21 protein-coding genes and 1 tRNA gene are annotated in these 25,656 nt (G+C 49.1%); 20 read left to right on the forward strand and 2 right to left on the reverse strand.

Annotation, left to right across the window (positions count from 1 at the left end; translation table 11 throughout):
- Positions 1–50 precede the first annotated feature (50 nt).
- From ACQY69_RS11955 to ACQY69_RS12045, 19 genes are all read left to right on the forward strand, one after another.
- Entirely contained in the window at positions 51–197 is a 147-nt protein-coding gene (locus ACQY69_RS11955) for a hypothetical protein (protein ID WP_428260744.1), read from the forward strand.
- A 493-nt stretch (positions 198–690) separates the two neighbouring features.
- Positions 691–1,062, forward strand: a complete 372-nt coding sequence (locus tag ACQY69_RS11960; protein ID WP_428260745.1) for a hypothetical protein — start codon at positions 691–693, stop codon at positions 1,060–1,062.
- Between the two features lie 25 nt (positions 1,063–1,087).
- On the forward strand, positions 1,088–2,029 hold the full coding sequence (trxB, locus tag ACQY69_RS11965; RefSeq protein ID WP_428260746.1) for a thioredoxin-disulfide reductase: 942 nt from the start codon (positions 1,088–1,090) through the stop codon (positions 2,027–2,029).
- A 38-nt stretch (positions 2,030–2,067) separates the two neighbouring features.
- Positions 2,068–2,385 carry a thioredoxin TrxA gene (trxA, locus tag ACQY69_RS11970; protein WP_428260747.1) on the forward strand — a complete coding sequence of 106 codons (318 nt, stop codon included), beginning with the start codon at positions 2,068–2,070 and terminating at the stop codon, positions 2,383–2,385.
- 126 nt (positions 2,386–2,511) lie between these two features.
- The gene (gene grdA / locus ACQY69_RS11975; RefSeq protein WP_428260748.1) at positions 2,512–2,973 is read left to right on the forward strand and encodes a glycine/sarcosine/betaine reductase complex selenoprotein A; all 462 of its coding nucleotides are present in this window, start codon (positions 2,512–2,514) and stop codon (positions 2,971–2,973) included.
- A 67-nt stretch (positions 2,974–3,040) separates the two neighbouring features.
- Entirely contained in the window at positions 3,041–4,588 is a 1,548-nt protein-coding gene (gene grdC / locus ACQY69_RS11980; protein ID WP_428260749.1) for a glycine/sarcosine/betaine reductase complex component C subunit beta, read from the forward strand.
- A gap of 12 nt (positions 4,589–4,600) precedes the next feature.
- A complete protein-coding gene (grdD, locus tag ACQY69_RS11985) occupies positions 4,601–5,716 on the forward strand; it encodes a glycine/sarcosine/betaine reductase complex component C subunit alpha (RefSeq protein ID WP_428260750.1) in 1,116 nt (371 codons plus the stop codon).
- Between the two features lie 164 nt (positions 5,717–5,880).
- Positions 5,881–5,977: transfer RNA gene (locus ACQY69_RS11990), tRNA-Sec, on the forward strand.
- A gap of 24 nt (positions 5,978–6,001) precedes the next feature.
- A complete protein-coding gene (gene selA / locus ACQY69_RS11995) occupies positions 6,002–7,423 on the forward strand; it encodes an L-seryl-tRNA(Sec) selenium transferase (protein ID WP_428260751.1) in 1,422 nt (473 codons plus the stop codon).
- Positions 7,420–9,351, forward strand: a complete 1,932-nt coding sequence (selB, locus tag ACQY69_RS12000) for a selenocysteine-specific translation elongation factor (protein WP_428260752.1) — start codon at positions 7,420–7,422, stop codon at positions 9,349–9,351. Before selA ends, selB begins: the two co-directional genes overlap by 4 nt.
- Positions 9,341–10,252, forward strand: a complete 912-nt coding sequence (locus tag ACQY69_RS12005; RefSeq protein WP_428260753.1) for a selenium metabolism-associated LysR family transcriptional regulator — start codon at positions 9,341–9,343, stop codon at positions 10,250–10,252. The genes selB and ACQY69_RS12005 overlap by 11 nt, the downstream gene beginning before the upstream one ends.
- An 82-nt stretch (positions 10,253–10,334) precedes the next feature.
- Positions 10,335–11,486, forward strand: coding sequence for an aminotransferase class V-fold PLP-dependent enzyme (locus ACQY69_RS12010; protein ID WP_428260754.1), 1,152 nt, complete (start codon positions 10,335–10,337; stop codon positions 11,484–11,486).
- 311 nt (positions 11,487–11,797) lie between these two features.
- On the forward strand, positions 11,798–13,048 hold the full coding sequence (locus tag ACQY69_RS12015) for a glycine/sarcosine/betaine reductase component B subunit (RefSeq protein WP_428260755.1): 1,251 nt from the start codon (positions 11,798–11,800) through the stop codon (positions 13,046–13,048).
- Positions 13,049–13,059: 11 nt separating this feature from the next.
- Positions 13,060–14,367, forward strand: coding sequence for a glycine/betaine/sarcosine/D-proline family reductase selenoprotein B (locus ACQY69_RS12020; RefSeq protein ID WP_428260756.1), 1,308 nt, complete (start codon positions 13,060–13,062; stop codon positions 14,365–14,367).
- A 51-nt stretch (positions 14,368–14,418) separates the two neighbouring features.
- Positions 14,419–15,816 carry a sigma-54 interaction domain-containing protein gene (locus ACQY69_RS12025; protein ID WP_428260757.1) on the forward strand — a complete coding sequence of 466 codons (1,398 nt, stop codon included), beginning with the start codon at positions 14,419–14,421 and terminating at the stop codon, positions 15,814–15,816.
- Positions 15,817–16,139: 323 nt separating this feature from the next.
- The gene (locus ACQY69_RS12030) at positions 16,140–16,568 is read left to right on the forward strand and encodes a hypothetical protein (protein ID WP_428260758.1); all 429 of its coding nucleotides are present in this window, start codon (positions 16,140–16,142) and stop codon (positions 16,566–16,568) included.
- Between the two features lie 13 nt (positions 16,569–16,581).
- The gene (locus tag ACQY69_RS12035; protein ID WP_428260759.1) at positions 16,582–17,799 is read left to right on the forward strand and encodes a CaiB/BaiF CoA transferase family protein; all 1,218 of its coding nucleotides are present in this window, start codon (positions 16,582–16,584) and stop codon (positions 17,797–17,799) included.
- On the forward strand, positions 17,799–18,998 hold the full coding sequence (locus ACQY69_RS12040; RefSeq protein ID WP_428260760.1) for a CaiB/BaiF CoA transferase family protein: 1,200 nt from the start codon (positions 17,799–17,801) through the stop codon (positions 18,996–18,998). The genes ACQY69_RS12035 and ACQY69_RS12040 overlap by 1 nt, the downstream gene beginning before the upstream one ends.
- 173 nt (positions 18,999–19,171) lie before the next feature.
- The gene (locus tag ACQY69_RS12045) at positions 19,172–21,247 is read left to right on the forward strand and encodes a helix-turn-helix domain-containing protein (RefSeq protein ID WP_428260761.1); all 2,076 of its coding nucleotides are present in this window, start codon (positions 19,172–19,174) and stop codon (positions 21,245–21,247) included.
- A 63-nt stretch (positions 21,248–21,310) separates the two neighbouring features.
- Here ACQY69_RS12045 and ACQY69_RS12050 read toward each other — a convergent pair whose 3' ends face one another.
- Both ACQY69_RS12050 and ACQY69_RS12055 read right to left on the reverse strand, forming a co-directional pair.
- Positions 21,311–22,393, reverse strand: a complete 1,083-nt coding sequence (locus tag ACQY69_RS12050; protein ID WP_428260762.1) for an NAD/NADP octopine/nopaline dehydrogenase family protein — start codon at positions 22,391–22,393, stop codon at positions 21,311–21,313.
- A gap of 13 nt (positions 22,394–22,406) precedes the next feature.
- Positions 22,407–23,531: an alanine dehydrogenase gene (locus ACQY69_RS12055; protein WP_428260763.1), complete on the reverse strand. Its 1,125-nt coding sequence runs from the start codon at positions 23,529–23,531 to the stop codon at positions 22,407–22,409.
- Positions 23,532–23,882: 351 nt separating this feature from the next.
- On the opposite strand from ACQY69_RS12055, the gene ACQY69_RS12060 reads away from it, so the two are divergent.
- Positions 23,883–25,538, forward strand: a complete 1,656-nt coding sequence (locus tag ACQY69_RS12060; protein ID WP_428260764.1) for an APC family permease — start codon at positions 23,883–23,885, stop codon at positions 25,536–25,538.
- The last annotated feature ends 118 nt before the right edge of the window (positions 25,539–25,656 follow it).

Below are 25,656 nucleotides of genomic sequence, written 5' to 3' on the forward strand. Positions count from 1 at the left end.
ACGGCAGCATTGCCGTCCCCGCTGTCCGTTGTCGGAGCAGTGTTATCCGCATGAAAGATCCGGATACGGGAGCGGAAATGCGGATCAATGGAGAGCTGGTAAGAGGAGACGGCGAACGAAGGAAGAACAAAGGCGGGATCAGATTTATTTGCTTGAAAGATGAGGACGGCCACAAGAGTCGTGGCAAACAAAGCTGATGTGTTAAAGCAAAAAACAATGAAGTGATTGAGACGTATATTTTTTTATCATAAACTGTAGGCCGTAGATGAGGAAATAAGCGATGTAGAACGCGTGGAAGCGGCATCAGACATGGGATGCGGCCGCGTGGTGCAAAACCGCATCTGTTGCGAAAGCGCAAAAAAATAAGGCGGAAAAAAGGCGAAAAAGAGCTGCGGCGAGGTGAAAAATCAACTCGCTTTGCGTCGGAAAAAGAAGGAATTTACTTCCCGCAGGGCAGACGCTTTACCCGTGATTTTTTCGACCGTCACCTGCATCGCGGAAAAAATCAACGCTTCTGCGGAAATCATGTTTGACTTTGTTCTCCCCGCTGGTGACGATTCGCCTGGGAAATAAATCAAAGGATAAAATCATCAGGGGTTTGTCCGCAAAATGGCATCGTATTTGCATAATAATAAAACGTAACGCGCAGGAAGAGAATGCGCCGGGTCAGGAGGCGGTGAGAAAGGAAAGATGAGCTACATCATATTGACGAACAATCCGATGGTAAAGGAGCTTATCGAAAGCAAGACCGGATACGAGCTCCACTTCATAGACGGCGGAGTACAGCAGGTCATTTCCAGGTGCGAGGAGGTTTTCCTCAAAAAGAACAGTCATCTGGCCGCTGATCCCATGGGCGGAAGGCGCGCTCGGCCGTTTCCGTATCTGACTCTGATACTGGAAGAGGGAAGCGAGGCTTCCGCGGCAGACTGGGAACGGATCGCGGATTATTCCGTACTTGACATGGGAAGACGGGAAAAGTACGAGAACAACGACGATCGGCTGAACAAGGACTTTCAGGTGCTGGACCGTTCTTATACGGAGACGGCGCTGAAGCTATATTGAAGACATGAGGAGAAAGGAAAGAGACATGAGCAAGGTATACGACGTGATCGTGCTGGGAGGAGGCCCTGCCGGGCTGGCTGCCGGTATTTACGCGGGAAGAGCGAGACTGTCCACCCTGATAATAGAAAAGGGCCAGGACGGCGGCCAGATAGCTATAACGGATGAGATAGAAAATTATCCGGGACAGACTATAGAAGGCGAGTCCGGCGCCAGCCTCGCAGCGAGAATGGCCGAGCAGGCTGCAAAATTCGGAGCCGAGAGGGCCAGCGACGTGATAAAGGAAGTATCGCTCGAAGGGAAGATCAAGACGCTGACGGGAAGCAAGGGCGTGTACGAAGGAAAGACCGTCATTATCGCAACAGGAGCGTTCCCGAGACCTATAGGCTGCGATAACGAGGGAAAATTCGTTGGAAAGGGCATATCGTTCTGCGCCACATGCGATGCGGCATTCTTTGAGGATTTCGAAGTTTACGTGGTAGGCGGAGGAGATTCGGCGGTGGAAGAGGCGCTTTATCTCACCAAGTTCGCGAGAAAGGTAACGATAATACACAGAAGAGATGAGCTGAGAGCTGCCAAGTCGATCCAGGAGAAGGCGTTCGCCAACGATAAGATCCATTTCATGTGGGATACGGTAGTCGAAAGCGTGGACGGAGACGGCCTTCTTTCCAGCATGGTAGTCAGAAACAAGAAGAACGGAGAGCGAACGACCATAACGGCAGACGAGGAAGACGGAATGTTCGGCTTGTTCGGATTCATAGGATATCTGCCTAAGTCTGAGCTCTTCGAAGGGCAGATAGACCTGGACGGCGGATATATCGTGACAGATGCGGATATGAAGACCAATGTAGACGGTGTATTCGCTGCAGGAGATATAAGGGTGAAGAGCCTGAGACAGGTGGTGACGGCTGCGGCTGACGGCGCCATAGCCGCTGTGCAGGCCGGAAAATACATAGAGGATAGCGAATAACGTCAACGCTATCGGATAAACGGTAAAGGAGGAACAACATGATTATCTGTGATAAGAAGACATTTGAACCTGAAGTGCTGCAGGCTGAAGGAACAGTGCTGGTAGACTTTTTCGGAGACGGATGCGTACCTTGCCAGGCGCTGATGCCTCATGTGGAGGATCTGGCTGAAAAGTACGGCGACAAGATAAAGTTCTGTAAGCTCAACACCACATCGGCCAGAAGGCTTGCCATAAGCCAGAAAATAATGGGGCTGCCTGTGATAGCCATATACAAGAACGGAGAAAAGGTAGAGGAACTGGTAAAGGACGACGCTACGCCGGAAGCCGTGGAGGATATGATAAAGCGGCATCTGTAGCATCATGAAGACGGATATACATGATCCAATGTATATAGAGACTATTGCGAAGTGAGCTGTCCGGTGAAAGCCGGCGGCCCAATGTCATGCTTCGCATGACGCATCAATGGAAAGGAGGGAGCATTAATGGCATTGTTGAAAGACAAGAAAGTAGTCATCATCGGAGACCGAGACGGCATCCCAGGACCGGCAATAGCGGAATGCGCCAAGAGCGCGGGAGCAGAAGTTGTTTTTTCATCGACTGAATGCTTTGTCTGAACTGCGGCGGGAGCCATGGATCTGGAGAATCAGAAGAGAGTAAAGGAATTCTATGACCAGTACGGTAAGGACGATCTCGTAGTGCTGCTGGGAGCAGCAGAGGGAGAGGCAGCAGGACTGGCCGCAGAAACGGTAACTCTCGGAGATCCTACGTATGCAGGTCCGTTGGCAGGAGTCTCGTTGGGACTCGCGGTATATCACATCTGTGAACCTGAGATCAAAGCCGAAGTGGACGAAGCTGTCTACGAAGAGCAGATAAGCATGATGGAAATGGTACTTGATGTGGATGACATCATAAGTGAGATGAATGCGATAAGAGAACAGTTATAGGACTGTGATTCGCAGGGAGCGGCCCTTGCGGAGGGCCCGCTCCTCAATAAAAAACGGAGGGAAACAAATGGGCGGATATGCGGTACTTAAGGGTACCAGTTATACACTGGCAGCGACACCTGATATGGTTTTGTACAACGGCACGACACAGACGACGGAGAGGACGGTAAATCCCGAGTCGGAGTATCTGAAGGCAGTGCCATCACATTTGAGAAGCTATGAGGATATAGTGGAATATCTGCCGAATCAGGTGTACATAGGCAACAGGAGGCCGGAAGAGCTGTCGGAAACGGAATTTCCGTGGTACGACAAGAAATGCGGCGGAACAAGAGAAGGAAAATACGGGGAGATCATGCCCCAGGATGAATTTTTCGGACTGATACAGATCTGCGACGTTTTCGATCTGGTGAAGCTGGAAAAGACATTCGCTGAAGAGGTTGAAAAAAAGCTCGCGGCTCATGAGCTCATCGGAGCGCAGAGAGCAGCGATTTTAAATAAAAATGCGGATACGACGGAAGAGGAGCTGGCTGCGCTGGTCGAAGAGGAGCATGCAGAGCCTCTCTACAACGGCGGCAAGCTCGTGGGAGCGGTCAAGAGGGCGCACGATATAGATGTGAATCTGTCGGCCCATGTGATGCTGGAGAACCTGGTGACGAAGGCATCCAGCGTGTTGTCATTGATGCATCTCGTGAAAAATACGGGAATAGATCCGTCGGAGATCGAGTACGTGATAGACTGCTGTGAGGAAGCGTGCGGAGATATGAACCAGCGGGGCGGCGGAAACTTCGCCAAGGCCGCTGCGGAGGTAGCCGGGCTGACCAACGCTACGGGTTCTGATGTCAGAGGCTTCTGTGCAGGACCTTCCCATGCTCTTTTGAATGCGGCATCTCTGGTAAAAGCCGGGACCTTTAAGACAGTCGCGGTGACAGCAGGCGGCTGCACTGCAAAGCTCGGTATGAACGGGAAGGATCATGTGAAGAAGGAAATGCCGATACTGGAGGACGCCATAGCAGGATTCGCTGTGCTCATCACCGCCGACGACGGAGTGAGCCCGATGATCAGGACGGATATCACCGGAAGACATACTGTAGGCACGGGATCATCGCCTCAGGCTGTGATCGGGTCTCTGGTAACGGATCCGATCGATGCGGCAGGGCTCAAGCTGACCGATGTGGACAAGTTCTCGCCGGAGATGCAGAATCCGGATATAACGAAGCCTGCAGGAGCGGGAGATGTGCCGGAGGCCAACTATAAGATGATCGCGGCTCTCGGCGTGAAGCGGGGAGATATAGAGAGAAAGGATATACCTGAATTCGTTAAAAAGCACGGAATGACAGGATGGGCGCCTACCCAGGGTCATATACCGTCGGGCGTGCCTTATCTCGGCTTTGCAAGAGAGGACATGCTGGAAGGAAAGATCAGACGGGCGATGATAATCGGAAAGGGAAGTCTGTTCCTAGGAAGAATGACTAATCTCTTCGACGGAGTGAGCTTCATCGTAGAGGCTAACGACGGCAGCGGAAGCGGGGACACGTCGGGAGTCGATGAGGAGCGTATAAAGGAGCTGATCGCCGACGCGATGAGGTCCTTCGCGGAAGATCTACTGGAGAAGTAGGAAGGAGCTAAGATGTCGGAGCAGAACATAAAGAAGATGATAGGGAAGGCCTTCCTCGATATAGCGGAAGGTATCGAATCGGAAGATTTCGGCAAAAAATATGTAATAGGGATAGCTGCCGACGGAAGCGAGCACGGTGAGGAAACCTTCATGCAGGCCGCAGCGCTGGCGGAGGCAAAGGGGCTGAAACCTCTTTTGATAAAGGGAGAAAATACCCATGATCAGATGGAGGAAATGCTCCGCACCGGTGAGATAGACGGTGCTGTAACGATGCATTATCCGTTTCCTATAGGAGTGTCCACGGTGGGAAAGATCGTCACGCCGGCAAAGGGCAGGACCATGTACATCGCGACGACTACAGGTACATCCGATACTGACAGAATCAGCGCGATGGTCAAAAACGCCGTATATGGGATCATAGCGGCTAAAGCCGACGGTCTGGAACGACCGACAGTGGGTATCGCCAACATCGACGGAGCGAGACAGTGTGAAAAAGCCCTTTTGAAGCTGAAGGATGGAGGCTACGATATAGAATTCGCCAGCTCCGCCAGAGCTGACGGAGGCATCGTGATGAGAGGAAACGATCTGCTGCAGGGAAGCGCTGATGTGATGGTCATGGATTCGCTGACGGGAAATCTCATGATAAAGATTTTCTCATCCTTCACATCGGGAGGTGGATACGAGTATCTCGGATGGGGATACGGCCCGGGAATAGGCGAGGGCTTTGACAAGGTCATACTCATCATATCGAGAGCATCAGGAGCGCCGCTCATAGCAGGGGCAGTGGAGTACGCCTCCAACCTCATAGCAAACGGGATGACCGGTATTGCGAAAAGAGAGTTTAAAGCTGCGAAAAAAGCAGGCCTAGATGATATCCTGAAAGAGCTTTCACAGCCGAAGGCCGCGCGCGATGACAGTAGTGAAGAGGTGAAGATACCGCCTGCCGAGGTGGTAACGGAGCAGATACCTGGCATAGAGGTAATGGATCTGGATGACGCGGTGGAGGCTCTGTGGAAGGAGGACATCTATGCCGAGAGCGGCATGGGCTGCACAGGTCCGATAATAAGGATAAGCCAGGCCAACAAGGATAAGGCGCTGAAAATATTGGCGGACAGGCAGTATATTTGATACAGCTGAACAGTAAATGTAAAAGCATCGGGCAGGTATTCTGAAATTTTGCTTTATCCATAATGAATTTCCACGAATAGTCATAGACAGAATGAAAGAAGATCTCACGAAGCATTGAATGCTAACAGGATTCCTGCCCTTCTTTATCAGAGGATACGAGACATGGGGGTAGATGGGTGCTGGTGTGCCCTCCGGTCTTCAAAACCGGTTTGAGGAGTTAAGAGCTTCTCAGGTGGGTTCGATTCCCACATACTCCCGCCAACATTTTTCGTACAGGAGGAAAAAATGAACAGAAAACAAGCGCTTTTGTCGAAGCTCCCCAATGTTGATGAAACGCTGCGAGATCAGCGTTTGGAGGATTTTTTTGACGATACTCCCAGAGAGCTGATAGTGGAAGCCGTCAGGGAAGCCATATCGGAAGAACGAAAACGCATACTTAAATCATGTGATCAGGAGATTTTTTTTGATGACATGATTTTTTTTGATAGGATCATTGAAAAGATAGAGAACGAAAAAAGGTACAATCTCATAAAAGTGGTGAATGCCACCGGTGTGGCACTGCACACAAATCTCGGAAGAGCAGTGCTGCCGGAATCGGCGCGCCGCAATATGATGGAAATCGCGGCAGGCTATTCCAATCTGGAATACAATCTTAAAAAGGGAAGCAGAGGCTCGAGACACAGCCATGTCGAAGAGCTCATATGCAGGATAACAGGAGCGGAAGCCGCTATGGTCGTGAACAACAATGCGGCGGCCACGATGATGTGTCTGGCGGCGCTGGCGCAGGGTAAGGAAGTGATCGTCTCGCGCGGTGAGTTGGTGGAAATAGGAGGATCCTTCAGGATCCCGGAGATAATGGAGATGAGCGGCGCTCATCTCAGAGAGGTGGGGACTACCAACAGGACCAACGTGTCGGATTACAAGACGGCAGTAAATGAAGAGACGGCGGCCATAATGAAAGTCCATACGAGCAATTACCGTATCGTGGGATTCACCGAGGAGGCGGATCTGGAAAAGCTGTCCCGGCTGGGAAAAGAAATGGGGCTTCCGGTCATATACGATATGGGCAACGGCCTACTGATGGATCTGAGCGAGTATGGGATAGACGAGCCTACGGTGATGAATGGACTCAAGCAGGGGGCGGATATGATACTTTTCAGCGGAGATAAGCTGCTGGGAGGACCACAGGCCGGAATAATAGCGGGAAAGGAAGAGCTGATAAAGAAGATGAAGACGTTCCCGCTGGCGAGGGCATTCAGAGTGGACAAGATAACGCTGGCGGCGCTGGAAGCCACATTCAGGGAGTATCTGGACCGGGACGGAGCAATGAAAAACATACCGGTGCTGAGGATGCTGACGGAAAGCCGGGAGAGCATCGAGAAAAGAGGAGCGCTCCTCGTAAAAGAGCTGGGAAAGCTGCGTCATTTTTCCGCGGAGGTAGTGCCGGTAACGGGACGCGTCGGAGGCGGCAGCGCCCCGTCCGCTGAGCTGAAGGGAGCCGCGGTAAGGCTGGTCGGCGATATTCCTGCCGAAAAGGTGGAGAGGATGTTGAGAAAGGGCAGCATTCCCGTTATCGCAAGGATAATAAAGGGAGATGTATATTTCGATATGAGGACAGTCGCCGAGGAGGAGCTGCCTCTGATATCGGACGCTGTAAAAGCGATAGACGGCGCTGCTGAAGATGATGCAGGGAGAAAAGCAAAATGAAGAATGTGATAGTGGGAACGGCAGGTCATATAGATCATGGAAAGACTTGCCTGATAAAAGCTCTTACGGACATAGATACAGACAGGCTGAAGGAGGAGAAGCAGCGGGGAATAACCATCGAGCTGGGCTTTGCCGATATGCCCAACGACAGGGAGATGGATATAGGAATAATAGATGTGCCGGGACATGAGAAATTCGTACGCCACATGCTGGCAGGGATAGGCGGCATAGATATCGTCCTGCTCATTGTGGCGGCTGACGAAGGCTTCATGCCACAGACGCGGGAGCACTTCGAAATATTGAAGATGCTTGACATAAGGAAGGGGATCGTCGTCGTTACGAAGAAGGATCTGGTGGATGAGGAATGGCTCGAGGTGGTCAGAGAGGATATAAGAGACAATGTGGAGGGGACATTCCTTGAAGCTGCGCCGGTGTTTGAAGTGTCATCGTATACGGGAGAAGGGATAGACAAGCTGAAGGAGATGATACTCGATATGGCGGAGACATGCGAGGACAGACGGACTGACAGAGAGCTGATGCGTATGCCTATAGACAGGGTGTTCACCATATCGGGATTCGGCACGGTGATAACGGGCACGATGATGGAAGGAAGCGTCCGAGCAGGCGACGAGGTGATGATATATCCGTCGGAAAGGAAGGCGAGAGTCAGGAATGTGCAGGTCCACGGACAGAACGTGGAGCATGCGGATGCAGGGCAGAGGACTGCGGTAAATCTGGGCGGGATCAAGAGGGAGGAGATCGCCAGAGGTAATGTGATGGCCAGGGCAGACTCGCTGGAGAATACCAGGATGATAGACGTGAGGATAGACATGTTCGACAATACCGGCAGGCTTCTTAAGAACGGGAGCCGCGTCCATTTTTACTGTGGATCCATGGAAGCACTGTGCAAGGTGGTGATCCTGGATGGTGAAGCAATAGGCCATGGAGAGAGCTGCTATGCTCAGCTCAGATTCGAAGAGAATATCGCTGTGAGGCGAGGCGACAGATTCATACTGCGGTTCTATTCGCCGATGGAGACCATCGGCGGGGGAAGGGTACTGGATCCATCGGCAGAAAAGAAGAAGAGGTTCGACGATGGAGCGTTGACCGCTCTCCGCAGGTATGACGAGGGATCAGGTAGAGATGTGCTGCTGCAGATGTTTCTCGAGGCGAGCTTCAGGCTGGAGGATATGTCCCATGTGATGAAAAAGGCCGGAGGATGCCGGGCGGAGTTCGAAAGGATGACGGAGGAGCTTGCGGAAAGCGGTGAGCTGGTGAAGATAGGAGACTCGCTGGCAGTGCACAGGGATTATCTGGAGGATGCGGAGAAACGGACCGAAGATATGATGAACCGGTACCATGCGGATAATCCCATCAGTGCAGGAATGCCGAAGGGCGAATTCCGGGAGAAGCTGGGCAGCCTTTTGGGCACGGATGACGCCAGGAAGGTAGAGCTGATGGCCGGGTATCTGCTGCGCAGAGGTATCGTGGAGGAAAAGAACGGGACAATCATGCTCAAAGGATTTACCGTGACATATGACGAAGCACAGCAGAAGATGGCGGAATCCATCTCCGGTCTGTACGAAAAGGCCGGGATAGAGCCGCCGACAGATGATGAAGCCTCGGCGGAGTTCAGGGACAGGAAGCTGGCCAGGAAGCTGATCGATTCCATGTGCGCATCGGGAACGCTGACGCGGCTCAATCATCAGTACTGCATCTTCAGCGGTACGCTTGACAGAGCGCTGGCAGTTCTCAGAGACACCATCATATCGCAGGGGAGTATATCGCTGGCTCAGTACAGAGATACCACGGGAACGTCGAGGAAGTACGCAGTCATGATATTGGAGTATGCCGACGAAAGGAATATCACCAGGATGGTAGGCGACGTCAGGGTGCTCTGCGGTCAGGAGGGAAATCATGGACTTTAAGCAGATAGAAGCCTTTGTGAACGTGGTGAAATATAAGGGCTTTTCGAAGGCGGCGGAAGCTACGTTCATCACTCAGCCTACCATAAGCGCCCATATCAATGCTCTCGAAAAGGAGCTGCAGCTACAGCTCATAGTGCGGACGAAAAAAGAAGCGGTCCCGACAGCGGAGGGACGCCTGTTTTACAATTACGCTTTGAACATGCTCCATATGAGAGAACAGGCCGTTTATTCGCTGCAGAATTTCTCGCTCAATATAAACGGCATCGTGGATATAAAGAGCTCCAGCATACCTGGAGAATATATAGTACCTCCTCTCATCGCTCAATTCAGGAAGGAATACGGCAGAGCCAGGTTCAGGCTGGAACAGTCCGACAGCGGTACGGTGGCGGAGCGTATCAAGGCTCACAGCGGCGAGATAGGCTTTACGGGACATAAGGGCAGCGATGGACTGACATACAGGCTCATCATGAAGGACAAGGCCGTACTGATCGCACCGAAGGGAGGCAGATTCGATGATGCGGATTCGGGCAGAATAAAGCTGCGGGACGTGATATCCGAGCCTTTTATACTGCGGGAACGCGGTTCGGCTACAAGAGAGACGCTGGAACGGGAGATGGCCGACAAAGGCATCGCCTTTTCGTCGATAAAGGTGGCGGCCCAGATGAACAGCATGGAGGCGATAAAGCAGCTGGTACGCGGAGGTATGGGTGTGTCTATAATATCTGAAGTGGCATCGGAAAGAGAAAATGCGGACAGAGGATATCATGTCTTCGAGATAGAGGAGTATACGGCGGAACGGGAATTTTATATGGTCTATGACGAGAAGTTCACGATGTCGCCTACGGCGGAGACCTTCAAGCTCTTCGTGTTGGAAAAGTGCGGATATAAATTTGAGTTTTAATGCGGCGCCGGACTTGGCGATCATATCGCGTAAAGTCCGGAAAGACGGAGTTTAAAATGGAGAAAGGCAGGCTGGACGAAGGATGAAACAGGTATACTGCGATAATGGAAGCACGTCGTTCCCAAAGACTCCCGGATTGGGAGAAGCAGTGGGAAGGCATATAGATCTCAACGGATTCAATATAAGCAGAGGCGGATACGGTAAGGCATACAGCCTGGAGGCCGAGATCATAGAAGCCAGGGAGCAGATATGCAGGCTGCTTGGATGGGACGATCCGAAGGGCGTGGTGTTTACGCCGGGAGCGACCATGGGACTGAACATGGTGCTGAAGGGCGTGTTGAAAAAAGGCGATCATGTCATAACTACGTCAATGGAGCACAACGCGGTCGTCCGGCCGCTGACACAGCTGGAGGAACAGGGCGTGGAATGGAGCGAGGCTCCGTGCGATGTGAAGGGACAGCTTGAAGCAGAGGCGGTGGAAGGACTCATACGGGAAAATACGAAGCTCGTTCTCACAACTCACGGCTCCAATGTCTGCGGCACGCTGATACCGCTGGAGGAGATAGGGAAGCTGTGCCGGAAGCACGGGGTAATGTTTGCGGCGGATGCGGCTCAGACTGCTGGCAGCGCGGTGATAGATATGAAGCGGTACGGCCTTGACGCAGTCGTTTTTCCGGGGCACAAGGGACTGATGGGGCCTCAGGGCGTAGGCGGCATGGTTTTGTCGGATCGCATTGCCCGGGAAATGGATCCGGTATTTTCAGGCGGAACAGGAAGCGCTTCGGATAAGGAGGAAATGCCGTCATTTCTTCCTGATAAGTTCCAGCCGGGGACGCTCAATATACCGGGGATAATAGGGCTGAAGCATTCTCTGGGATTCATCGACGCGGAGGGGCTGGAAGGGATCATGGAAAAGAAGAGGTATATAACGGACATGTTCCTGCAGGACGTATGCAATATGAAAGGCGTGAAGCTTGCAGGGCTGCCGGAGGCAGACGGCAGATGTGCGGTAGTTTCCCTCGTTTTTCTCGATATGGACAATGCCGAGGCCGCTTATCTGCTGGAGAGCGAGTACGGGATAATGACAAGGTGCGGACTGCACTGCGCGCCTCACGCCCATAAGACGCTGGGGACGTTCCCGGAGGGGACAGTCAGGTTTTCCTTCGGATATTTCAATACGCCTGATGAGATACGATATGTGGTCGACGCGCTGAAGGATATAGCCGCCCGATGACAGTCCGTATTTCGGATCGTGACAACGGAAAATTTAAAGCTGAAAGCAAGCATGTGGAAATAGGAATCTTTGATTCCGTCAATTCCACTTTTTTATATCTTTGCTATTTTTTCAGATATGGATGCGCCTGATCGATATAAATGCGGAAGTGATGGCGATTTTAACCAACAAAGTAAGAAGTCTCTACAAGCGGATTATTGAAAATAACCATGCAGATGATATCCTTTATAGCAACGGACGATACTTGCCGGGAAGAAACGGGCGGTATTGATGTCGGAGGATTACAGATGAACGGAAGGGTGGTTATGTGAATGCGGCTTGATCTGGATATTATTGAAATCAACGATATTTCCTTCGGAGAAAGGAACGATATAGTCGACGGAATGCTGATCATCGACAGGCAGGGCCTGTTGGATTATATTGCGGATCCGTCGTTTGAAAAGCTGGATGTGGAACTGGCAAAGCCCGGTGATTCGGTGAGGATAATTCCTGTAAAGGATGTGATCGAACCGAGGATAAAGGCGGACGGCAAGACGTCCTTCCCGGGGATCATAGGGGAGTACGACGGATGCGGAGAAGGAGTGACGAAGGTACTGAGAGGCTGCTCGGTCGTCAGCACCGGGACGATAGTGGGCTTCCAGGAAGGAATAATAGATATGTCGGGCCCGGGAGCAGATTATTGCAGATATTCAAAGCTCAACAATATCGTGCTGGTCATAGAGGCGAAGGAAGGTCTGTGGCCGGCCGAGCACGAAGCGGCGGTCCGGGAGGCGGGATTGAAGGCAGCTCATTATATAGCGAAGGCGGCGCTGGACAAGGAGCCGGATCGCAGGGAGACATATGAGCTGGAAAGGCCTGCGGAGGATCTGCCCAAGGTCGGTATCATGTACATGATAATGGCGCAGGGGCTGCTTCACGATAATTATCTGTATGGAACAGATGCGAAACGGCTCCATACGACGCTGCTGCATCCCAATGAGGTGTTCGACGGCGCATTGGTGAACGGCTGCTGCGTGGTGGCCGGAGACAAGCTGACGACGTACGATCATCAGAACAACACGCTGGTCGAAGAGATGTACAAAAGACATGGGAAGGAGCTTGATTTCAGAGGGCTGATAGTAGTTCCGACTTATCCGGGCCTCGCCGATAAGAAGCGGTGCTGCGCGGCCGCTGTCAGACTGGCGGAGCTGATGGGGCTGGACGGCGTAGCCATCCCCGAGGAAGGCGGCGGGAACCCCGAAGCCGACCTGATGATGATATGCCGGGGATGTGAAAATAAGGGAATACGGACTGTGATGATGCTGGGTCCCGACGGAGTCGAGGAGCCTATCACAGATACTACGCCCGAGGCTGATGCAATAATAAATCTGGGCGACTGCAACGCGTTCATAACGCTGCCTCCCATGGACCGCGTCATCGGCGATGCAGCGCAGGTGAGGTATATGTCGGGAGGTTCGGATGAAAGCCTTCATGACGATGGAAGCGTACACGTGACTCTCTCCATCATCATGGGATCCGTTATCGGCCAGGGGACTCACAGATTGAGTTCATACGTATATTAGGAGGTACGGGTATGAAGATAGTTCATTATATAAATCAGTTTTTCGGACAGATAGGCGGCGAGGAGATGGCAGGCCATCCGCTGGAGGTGAGGAAGGGCCCCTTCGGCCCGGGAACGGCGCTGCAGGCGCTGCTGGGCAGAGATGCGGAGATAACGGCCACCATCGTATGCGGAGATAATTATTTCGTTGAAAATACGGAGACTGTCGGGCCGCAGCTGGTGGAGCTCCTCAAGGCTGAAGAGGCCGACCTGCTGGTGGCCGGGCCGGCATTCAACGCCGGCAGATACGGGATGGCCTGCGGAGAAGTATGCAGGATTGCGTATGAGGAGCTGGGGATGACTTCCGTAAGCGGCATGTACAAGGAAAACCCAGGACTGGAGCTTTACAGGAAATACGCCTATGTGATCCCTACGGGAAATTCCGCGAGGGATATGCGCGGCGCGCTTAAAAAGATGAGCCTGCTCATCAGGAAGATAAATTCGGGCGTGAAGATAGGCGGCCCCGAGGAAGAAGGGTATGTCCAGCGCGGTATAAGACAGAACTTTTTCGCGGAGAAGAACGGGGCGCAGCGATGTGTCGATATGCTCCTGGATAAGATAGCCGGAAGAAAATACGAGACGGAGCTGCCGCTTCCCGTATTCGAGAAGGTGATGCCGAGTCCGGCCATAAAGGATATGAGCAAGGCGAAGATAATCGTCATAACATCCGGAGGGATGGTGCCGGAAGGCAATCCAGATCACCTGGAGGCCTGCAACTGCACTAAGTTCGAACGCTACAACTACGATGAGAGCTATGGAGGCAAAGGCGTTACGAAGGGGATGGTGGTCCACGGAGGATACGATCCTGTATACGGGAACGAGGACGGAAACAGGATACTTCCGGTGGATGTGCTGGTCGATCTCGAAAAAGAGGGCAGGATCGGTGAATTGTGCGACTTCACCTTTGTAACGGTAGGGAACGGCATGGGAACGGATCAGGCTGCCGTCTTCGGCGATGCCATTGCGGAGGAATTGAAGAAGGAAGAGGTGTCGGGGGCTATCCTCACATCGACCTGAGGGACATGTACGCGTTGCGGTGCAACGATAGTGAAGCATATAGACGCGGCAGGGATCCCGATCGTTCACATATGTACGGTGACTCCCATATCCCTTTCGGTGGGCGCCAACAGAGTCGTGCCGGGAGTTTCGATACCGCATCCTGTGGGAAGACCGGATCTGCCGGCGGAAGATGAGAAGAAATACAGAAGGAAGATGCTGGAGACTGCGCTCAAGGCTCTGGAGACGGATATCTTCGAGCAGACTGTTTTCCCTGTGAAATAATGGTGGAACAGCCTGACAGTACCCGCAGAGCAGCTCATATGGGGGGCTATAATGAAATACAGCGAATTTTTACAGAAGAACTATGATGTGATAATGAAACTCATCAACTGTATGCGTGTAGGAGTTTGGATAACGGATGGGGAAGGCAATGTAGTAATGGTAAACGATGAGTCGATAAAAACCGGAGGGTTGACGCGAAGAGAGCTGATGGGGAAAAATATGAAAGAACTCATCGATATCGGATATGTGTTGGATGAATCTTCAGTACTTAATGCTATAGAGAGCGGTAAGGAGGAAAGCATAATACAAGAAGAAGGAGAAGGTTGCGTTTCACTTGCCGTTAGCGTGCCTCTTTTATGTGAAGGAAAGATAGATCTTATCATCTGTGTCGAACGGGATATAACGGATATAGTTATGTTGGAGAATCTTCTGGATAAGCAGAAGGATATCGCTAAGAAGTTTCAGAATGAGCTGATGGATGCGCTGGGGAAAAACAGAGGCAAGAGAGATGTCATGATAGTTAACAATAGTAATATGATATATCTCAAAGAACGGGTAAAGAGTATCGGCGCTCTTGATGCTACCGTCATGATCACGGGAGAGTCGGGAACAGGAAAAGAGGTGGTGGCGAATCTTATCCACATGAGCAGCAAACGAGCAGACATGCCATTTATCAAGATAAACTGCGCGGCAATCCCTGAAACACTGCTGGAATCCGAGTTTTTCGGGTATGAAAAAGGCGCTTTTACAGGGGCTGATCAAAGGGGAAAGATAGGATTGTTCGAGTTGGCTGACGGAGGAACGTTGTTTTTAGATGAGATTGGCGATTTGCCAATGGCACTCCAGTCCAAGCTGCTGCGTGTCATTCAGGACAGAGAAATACGCAGGATAGGTGGGGAGACGACAATACCTGTGGATGTCAGACTTCTGGTGGCCACAAACAAGAACCTCAAGGAAGAGGTGGAAAAGGGGAATTTCCGAAGTGATCTGTATTACAGGCTGTTCGTGATCCCAATAGAGGTTCCACCTCTGCGGAACAGAAAGGAAGACATCGCCCAGCTCACACACCGTTTCCTGGAGGAATTTAAGGAACAGTACAGCATAGAGAAGGAAATAAGCGGAGCAGCCATCAGAGTGCTGGAGGAATACGACTGGCCGGGCAATGTCAGAGAGCTGAGGAATATAATAGAGCGTCTGGTAGTCAGCGGAGCAGGAAGCAGAATTTCGGAATTTCAGGTTCGCAGATGTCTGAGCGCAGGAGAAGGTAATATGTTTATGGGTTTGGAACAGGAAAACAGCATGGCTTCTCTTGCTGAAATGATGAACGAATATGAGAAATATATCATCGAAACAGCTCTTGGAGAATGTGGGAATGCTACAGAAGCAGCCAGGATGTTAGGAATAGATAAGTCTACTATGTCGAAAAAGCGAAAGAAGTATAACATATAGATATATTTTTAAGTTATGGAGGTCAACTAAGTTTCCTTGAAGAAACTTAGTTGACAAAAGGAAATTTAAGGTTAAGCCTGTAAATTGCAACACAAAATCGACGTTCATCAGTGTGAGAACTGCCTATAGTGGTGTGACGGAGTTGAAAAATATAAACTCCGCCTTTTGATATCGTTGAAATTTCAATGCTTTCAGATGGCATGGATGTTGCGTAATAATAAAGTGTAACGACATCTGGTGCGTAAATGATGGAGCTTTTTGAGGAGATGAATTTAAACGTGCCACATGAAGCGAATTATTAAGAAGAGAAAGGAGACATTGAAATGGCAAAGGTAGAAGGCGAAAAAAGAAGTATGCTGAGTAAAGTCGAAAAAGGTCTTGGTGTCAAAGATTTAAAGTTCAGATTTTCCATAGGGGCGGAGGATATGCATTACCCCGGAGAGATGATATCCGGCTGTAAGCTGATTGAAAAATGTGTCGACTGCTGTACTGAGCTGTGCAATATCAGAGATAACGGAGATGGTGGCCTGATTGTTCATATAGATGCTGATATCGTACATCCGGCTCATGTGCTGGATGCGGTAGAGGTCATCTGCTGGTCCATAAAAGATGGTTCGAGATCGAGACTTTATGGTTTTGAGATGTATAAGACCTCGGAGTACAATCAGGAGACAGATCGTTCGGAGGTATTCGACGAGGCGGTGTTGACGATAAAGGGTACCGTAGTATTCGTCGTAGACGATCCACAGTAGACAGGAGGTCGTTATGGCAAAGATACTTGACGGGATCAGGATAATAGATTTTACAGAAGGCCATACGGGAAGTTATGGAACGATGCTGTTGTCTGATTTTGGAGCAGAAGTCATTAAGGTGGAGGATCCGAAACATGGCGGAGACGTTCTCCGCGGAGCCTTTCCTAAAAATGAAGCGGGCAGTGCGTACCATGCGTATATGAACAGAGGGAAGAGGAGCGTATGCGTAGACAAATCGGTCGAAGCCGGCAGAGACATTATCAGGGAGCTGATAAAGACGGCGGATGTAGTTTGCGATGCGTTCCCGGCGGGAGAGTTGGAAAAATACGGTCTGGATTACGACAGCATGAAGGAAGTAAAGCCCGGGATCATCTATGCGTCGCTGACCGGCTACGGCAAGACCGGACCGCTCAGCAACACTGCAGGCAGCGACCTTACCTCTGAAGCTCTGTGCGGCCTCATGGAGATGACGGGCTTTCCGGACGGCAAGCCTACAGCTCATGGATCCAGGATAGCAGATCAGTTCGGTGGCGTGTTCATGGCGTTTTCAATAGTTACGGCTCTGATGGCAAGAGATGAGAACGGCAAAGGTCAGAAGATAGATATCTCCACTGCGGACTGCATGTTCACCGCCCTCGAAGACTGGCTCATGGAGGCGGTGATGACGGGAGAGGAAGGTGAGCGTGAAGGAAACGGATCGAGAGCCATCGCTCCATACGATACCTTTGAAGTAAGAGACGGATACATATCCACCGCGGTTTCCACCAACCGTCAGTGGGCGAAGTTCTGCGAAGCTATGAGGATGGAAGAGCTCATCGATGATCCCCGATATGATACCAACGAAAACCGCGGGGAACATTATTATGGAGAAGACGGTCTGAGGAAGAAGATCGCCGATAAGTTCAGGGATATGTCAAAGTGGGAAGTGGAAGAGCTGCTGCGCCCGTGGAATATCCCGAGCGGTCCGGGATTCACGGTAAAGGAAGCCTTCGAAAACGAACAGCTCAATTCGAGAAATATGGTTGTAGAGATAGAAGATAAAGCGTTGGGAAGGATAAAGATGCCGGGGATACCGATCAAGATCTCGGGGATAGATGATAAGCCGACGGGATCGGCGCCTTTGCTGGGAGAGGATACAGAGCCGCTTCTGAAGGAGATCTGCCGCAGCGATGAGGAGATAAGCCGCCTGGCGGACGAGCATGTGATACTTTGCGAAGGGAGGGATGCGTGATGAGACCACTGGAGGGAATAACGGTGCTTGATTTTACGCAGGCCTACAGCGGTCCGTATTGCGCGATGAACCTGGCGGACAATGGCGCGAGAGTAATTAAAGTGGAAAGGCCTGACGGCGGGGATCAATCCAGGTTCTGGAGTCCTTACGCAGAAAATGGTGGTAGCGGATATTTTGCCGTTTATAACAGGAACAAGGAAGGCATAGCGGTTGACATGAGCGAGCCTGAAGGAAAGGAAATAATCCGGAAGCTGTACGGGAAAGTGGATGTAGTTCTGGAAAATTTCAAATTCGGGACCTTGGATAAACTGGGGCTTGGTTACGATGAGATGAAAAAAGTGAATTCGGAGATAATTTACGCTTCTATTACAGGGTTTGGCCAGACAGGGCCTCTGAGGACAAATACAGCATACGATAACGTGATCGAGTGCATGTGCGGGTTCATGGAAATGACGGGATTCCCCGACGGCCCTCCGCTGCGATCGGGAGCATCGGTGGGAGACAGCTATACGGGTCTTACCATGGCCCTGGCCATCGTGCTGGCATGTTATGACAAGCGGCGCACAGGCAAGGGGAGAAGATTGGATGTGGCTATGCTCGACACTATGTTTGCGACCATCGAGGACGCAGTTCTGACTTATAGCCTTACAGGGGAGTTGGTAAGCAGGACAGGGAATTCAAAATCCCGTGAAATCGTGCCTTATGATACATATGACTGTCAAGACAGCTTTTTTGCGGTTGGGATTACCGATGAAGATATGTGGCCGGATTTTTGCGAAGCTGTAGAGATGCCGGAGCTCAAGGAAGACCCATTGTATAGCGATAACGATAGACGGTGTGAGAATTATGAGAGTTTTACCGCTCTCATGAAAGAGTATTTCAAGGATAAGTCATCGTCTTGGCTTCTGGACCGTTTCAATGAGTATAACATTCCGGCCATGACGGTAAATACACCGCTTCAGGCGGCATCCCATCCACAGATGTTAGCGCGGGATATGATAATAGAGATGGACGATCCGAATGTGGGGAAATTCAAAGGCTTTGGCATACCGGTAAAGTTCAGCGAGACACCGGGGAACGTGGATAAGGCTTCGCCTCTTCTTGGCGAGGACACCTGCGCCGTGCTGAAGGAGATCGGCTACGGACAGGACGAAATAGATTCGCTTATAGAGGATGAGATCGTCGGGATCCCGGAATAATAGAAACAGAGACAAAAATTTACCGACTTTTGACGGCTTTGCTCGACCGTGAAACGGGAAAGGAAGTTCGATATGCAGATACAGGCAGCCGCGGCAGCGAAAGCTCTATGACGACTGATGAAAACAAAGCTGCTGTTGGCTGTTTTATCTGTCATGTGATCAGGGGAAAAACAATGTTGAACAGAAAGATAGAATATTATACTAAAGTTCCGATAAATTCATATGTTAGCAGTGTTCACGAGCAGCCTGTCCATACTCATCCCGAGGATCTTGAGCTCATAGTGGCATTAAAGGGGACTGTAAAAATAATCGTGGGATACAGAACTCTGATGCTCAAAGAAGGCGAGGTCTTCATTTTTAATGATCGCGACATCCATGGAGTATATGAAACCGAAGAAAACAATATCGTATTGACGACGCATATAAATATCAAATATTTTAAGAAATATAATGAGACGGATTTTTCGTCGTTTTTTTTGATGGCGGCGACGTACCTCAATGATGCACGATATGACAGACCTGTTGAAGAATTGAAGGAGCGCTTGTTCAGCCTGGCAAAAATGCAGATCACGAGAACAGGGAGCGATGAGAACATTGAAGCTCTCGGGAAAGAACTGCTGCAGAGCCTCCTTTCCGATTTTCAATATTTTTACTACAACACTTCAGGCGGGAAGCATTTTGTCAATCGATATGAGGGAAAGAATAATCAGGCGCAGGCGGGACGGATCCGATCATTGATGTACTATTTATGGGAAAATTACAATCAGAAAATCACATTGCAGGAATACGCCAATGAGACACATATAAATATGTACTATTTGTCTCATATAATAAAGAATTCAACCGGGCTGAATTTCCAGGAATTATTGAATTTTACCCGAGTAGAAGAAAGTGAACCGCTGCTGCTGGAGACGAACAAGAAAATCAGCGAAATAGCGTTCGAATGCGGTTTTTCAGCCACAAGATATTATGTGAAGTATTTTGAAAAGTGGTTCCAGATGGCCCCCAACGAATACAGGGAAAAGAATATCCAACGGTTGATCATAAAAGCCAGCGAAGATATACTTACAGCCAAGGAAGCGGTAGAGGCGATAGATACGTTTTTAGGTGCGGAAAGGCTTTCGAATTCGGTCCAGTCGTATTTTTACACTGATATAGTGGAGATAGATATCGATAAAAAGAGCAGGAGGAGAAAGACGCAGTATCAACAGCTGATCGAATGGGATTGTGATACATGTGCCGGATATGGAAGAGAACATGAGCTGGTGAAAAGTATCAGTGCATCTTTCAGGCTGTGTGTGCGAGTCAGAAGCGCTGAAGATTTCAATAACAGGCTTCTGGAATTTTTACAAGAGAAAAAATCGAATTCGATTTTGTTCATCTATGATACGACAAGAAAGACGAAAGAAGATTATAATAAGATTTTTAAAGCGCTGGGCGAATTTTGCAGATATTCGGAGCTGACACAGCTTACGGTCAATATAGAGTATATAGGAGACCTTTCAGAAAAAACAAAATTGAATATCGTTAAAAATATCATTGAAATAGGAGAAAATGCAGGATGTAAGATAACGGTGAAAAAAATATCGGGATGTCAGGCAGGCAGATATATGGGAAATTATATCCTCGATTCTATATATGTAGTTCCGTGGATCATTCGCAGCAGCTTTAAAATGGAGCATGATCAGAAGTTCATCAATACGGTCTTTGACAGGAAAAGAGAAAAATCATATATCATCAATGGAGATACGGGGATATTTTTGGCCAATCGCATAAGGAAGCCGTCTTTTTATGCATATATGTGCCTGTCTATGTTGGGAGATGAGATCTTAGATAATACCGATGCATATGTCGCTACAAAAAAGAATCACGATATCATGATTCTTTTTTATGATTATGATGCAAAAATTTTCAGCAATATAGATGAATATACGGATCTTAACAAACTCGACATATTGAGGTTCACGGTAGAAAAAAATAAGGAATATAAGCTTGAATTGACAAATCTTAGAGGCAGGTATATAGCGACCAAGATAAATCTTGGAAGAGAAATCTGCATTTTTGATAAGATGATGGAAATGGGAATGCCTAAATTTCTCATTCCGGAGGAGGAAAAATGCATGCAGGAATTTGTGAAACCGGTTTCGGAATTTTTCCTTGTGGATGGAAGAAAGGGCAGCGCCTCATTAGATATAAAGGTGCCCAGATACGGGGCATCTCTCTTGAAGCTCAGGAGGATAATGGAATAACATGAAGAAAGGCTGCCGCATTCGTTTCAGATGCGGCAGCCATTTTAAAAAGGAGAAAATATGTCAGTGACCAAGGTATTTCTTCAGCTCCTCGATAGTCATATCATTGATACCCATTTTTTTCAGCGTTCGTCCGGTTTCCCGCGGCTTTTCATCGATTATTATCGCGCCGATTTCTATGAAGGAATCTATTAAAGGTGTGGGGATACCGAGCATTTTGCCTAATTCCGACCATGCTACGAGACCGTACGGGATATCTTCGGTAAAATATCTGTTTTTTAAGCTGGTTGGACCTTTGATGAATTCAAGCGTCTGGCAGCCGTTTACCTCTTCCCATATTGTTCTCGGCTCGCGGCCTTCCGCAAGCTCCATGGCGACAGTCATAAGTTCATATCCGAACGCCTTTACGATGGAGCCGCGTTCGGCATCTAAAACTTCCATAACTTTAGCTACGGTAGGAGTGATCCCCTCTTCGTAAAGATAAAAGTCTCCTTTCGAACGTTCGATACGGCCGGCATTCATCGTACAGCCTGGAAGATGCAGACACGGATTGAGGCTGTGGAGCCCGCAGGCGAGAACATCTTCGCAAGGAATAAATTCGTTATAATATTTTTTTAATATCTCGTATACTTCCGATGATCTGCTGGCAGGCAGAACTCCGCATTTAATTCCATAATTTCTGTCGTAAACATAGACGTGTCCCGGATCGAGGATCCTTGCATCGTAATTTAGTGTAGCGGTTTCGCAGAATACTACGTCGGCAGAGACATTTTTGTCTGAAAATATTTTTTTAAAAACCAGACTGCCGAGATTTCCTGGGGTCAAAACGATGATCTGTCCGTCTTCTGCAACTTCCGCCAGGAGATTTGCATAATAATCGTGAGAAAAGGCAGGGAGAGGAAGGAAGATCACTTCGGCTCCTTTCACAGCTTCGACTATGTCGGAAGTGACACAGGAAATTGTTGCAATGCCGTTGCCGGCCCTTCCTTCGAGTCTGATCTGTTTATTGTCGAATACGTATTTAGTATTAGGGTTGTTTATAAAATCTGTCATCTCATACAGCCGCACTTCGTGACCTTTCAGAGTCAGATCTGCGGCCATAGCCTGAGAACCGTTACCGCTGCCCATTACAGCTACTTTTGCCATAGATGATTACCTCCTATTCTTTTATCATCTGGGGATCGAAATCTACCCAAGGAAGATCATGTGTGAGACCGACATCCCTGTTGACTATCTGACCATTGTAGAAGTTCATGGCTTTTGAAAGAACGGCACTCTCTTCACATGCTTTTTTCAGTCCTTTGTTGGCGATAGCTTCGATAAACGGGTATGTGATCTGCATATATGCGTCCATCGCTGTCTTTGGGACCATCGCAGGCATATTATCCACACCGTAGTGTACAACACCTTCTTCTATATATGTAGGGTCGCTTATGGTCGTGTATCGCATGGTCTCTATTATGTTGGTCCCAGCCAGATCCATTATCACCGCACCCTTTTTCATCTTTTTTACCGTAGTTCTGGGAACGACCGGAACAGGCATTCCCGGATATGGATATATGGCGTTGATCAGTACATCGCAGTCGAGTGCACGCTGGTTTATCTGATCTACATCATAGGACAGGATCTCGGATTTTTTGAGGTTGTCCCTCAGGTAAAGCATTCTGTCCTGAAAGGATTCGAAGACAGTGACCTGAGCATCGAAGGCTTCTGCTATCTGAGCTGCTGCGTAGCCTGCCTGACCGCCTCCTATGATGATGTATCTGGGTCTTCTGCTTCCCGTGATAGCTGCCGGACAAACTCCGGCGCCGCCGTTTTGGAGAAAACAGAGGTTTGCTGCGATAATAGTCGTTAATCTTCCGGCTATCTCGCTCATTGGCTTCATCAGTGGTCTGCTGCCATCAGGGTTTTGAAGCATTTCATAGGCGAGGCCGGTCGCCTTTGACTCTATCATTTTCTTTGTAATGATATCATCAGGCTCGTTTTCGCCGAGATGGAAGCAGCACCATATTATATGATCTTGTCTTATTGGAACATCGTACTCGCCCTCCATATAATCCTTGAATTTAACGATCATTTGAGCGCTGTTATATACGTCATCCATCGTTTCGGCAACAGATGCCCCTGCGGCGATATAGTCTTCATCAGGAATACCAGCCAGCGTTGCAAGACCTTTTTGGATCACTACTCCGTGCCCTTGCTTCGTAAGCTTTTTCACGTATTTTGGCGTTAATCCGACTCTCGATTCCTGATCTTTCGTTTCCTTTGGAATTCCTATTATCATATCTAGCCCTCCTTGTATAAGAAAGAAAAAAGTATAAATGATGTTCGGTTTTAAGAATGGAAGCTGTTATGAACTGAATAAGACGTTAAAGAGATTGTAATCGCCAAAATTTGAAAAAACAGTATTTTATTGCGTCAAAAACTATCTGTATAAAATACCGGGGGACAAAAATAAGCAAAATTATCTAAAAAAAACATAAAATAAGAATTATTTTAAAATTCCGTTAAATTATAGTAATACATGTCGGTTTTAAAATTTTTGTTGTGAAAATTGTAATCAGTCGTTATTATTTAAGATCTTTTTGAGACAAGTGAAAACAAATGGTAAGAAAAGATTTTCGGAGGTGAACAAATGAATAGTACTAGTAATAATGCCGGAAGTTCCGGTGGTATTCTGCGTGGAGACAACAGTAAGATCGTTGCGAAGGATATCACGATAGCGATGATGTTGTTCATGATTTTCAGTTTCTGCTGTGGAGGGGCCTTCGGGGTAGAAGAGATGGTGTCATCGGGAGGACCAGGACTGACTCTCATCCTTCTTGCGATCCTTCCGTTCGTATGGGCTTTGCCGCAGGCATTGACCGCAGCCGAGCTTGGATCGGCAATACCTTATACTGGAGGATTTTATAAGTGGAATCAAGCGGCTTTAGGTGAATTCTGGGGCTTCATGGCGGGATGGGGGCGCGTCATAGCTCAGTATATCGAGATGCCGGGATATGTTATTCTCAGTGTAGGATATATAGGTGTGCTGCTTCCTCTTAACGGAGTAGAGGAGTATCTGCTCAAGGCTGCAATCATAATACTTTTTACAGTTGTAAATCTGAGAGGGATAAAAGAAGTAGGCTGGATAGCGACGGTCATTTCAACATTGATACTGATCGCTTTTGCCGGGATCGCTGTAATAGGATTTACGCATATGGAGTATTCGCCGATAGATCCAGTGTATAATCCTGACGAGGGATTCCTGTTCAGTCTGGGAGGCGCTTTGGCATTGGGAATGTGGATGTATTCGGGTTTCACTTCGGCTTCCACATTGGCAGGTGATTGCAAGGATAAATCGGTGGTTTGGAAATCGCTGCTTATCGCGCTGCCGATAATCGCACTTGTATACATATTGCCGACAGCTGCGGGAGTAGGTTCGTTGGGACATTGGCAGGATTGGGGAGATACGATAAACTATGGAAATGTTGCCAGCCTGGTAGGTCTGGGAAGCGTATTCGTAGTGATTGCCGTCGTAGGGAATATGTCCTGTTTCAATACGTGCATGACATCTCTCTCAAGAAATTTTTATGCGATCTGTGAAGATAATCTGGGACCGAAGTGTATGACAAAGATCTCGCAGAGCCGTCATATGCCGTATATTTCGATACTTTCTGTCGGCATAGTGGCGTTGATAGGCTGCACTTTGAGTTTTGATACGCTTATAACTATAACGGTAACATTGCTGATGGTAGATTATACGTTGATATGGATTTCTCTGGTAGCTCTCAGAATAAAGCATCCGGAGCTTCCGCGACCGTTCAAGATCCCTATCAAGAGCACAGCGGGCATAATCGCTTTCGTATCTCCGGGATGGATCGTCTGCATCATAGCTTTGATGGTAAATGGAGCTGACTATTTCCTGGGCGGTATGGCGGGTGTTGCCATATTCCCACTGTTATATATGTTCTTTAAGAGAAGACGCGGCGGACTTACCAAGCTCTATCCTGATCTGCATCCATTGAATCCGAAGACGAAGCTGGCTTACGGCGACCTGAAGAGATTCGCGAAGCTGTACGGTGTTTTAACTATTGTGAGCGTCGCCGCGATATTCTTCATGCCGTATTATGAAGGCTCCTGGGGTCCGGAATACTATGCGGAGACATACGGATTTGACGGAGCGTTTGATTTTATCCTCAGCGGCATAAATATCGTAACCGTCATATATGCTGTTGCCGCAATAGTGTGTGCATTGCTTGCCAGGAAGTATGACAATAAAGCGATGCGTCCTGAGGGACTGGAGTACTAGCGGTATGTGAATGAAGCGGATCCAACTGTGTTTGTTGATATAAACGGTACAGCCTGTGTGGCTGTACCGTTTGTCATATACCGCAGCCCGCCCTTTCCACACATAAAAACTATAGCTG

The organism is Gallibacter sp. Marseille-QA0791 (assembly GCF_965119705.1).
Lineage (GTDB): Bacteria > Bacillota > Clostridia > Peptostreptococcales > Anaerovoracaceae > Lentihominibacter > Lentihominibacter excrementipullorum.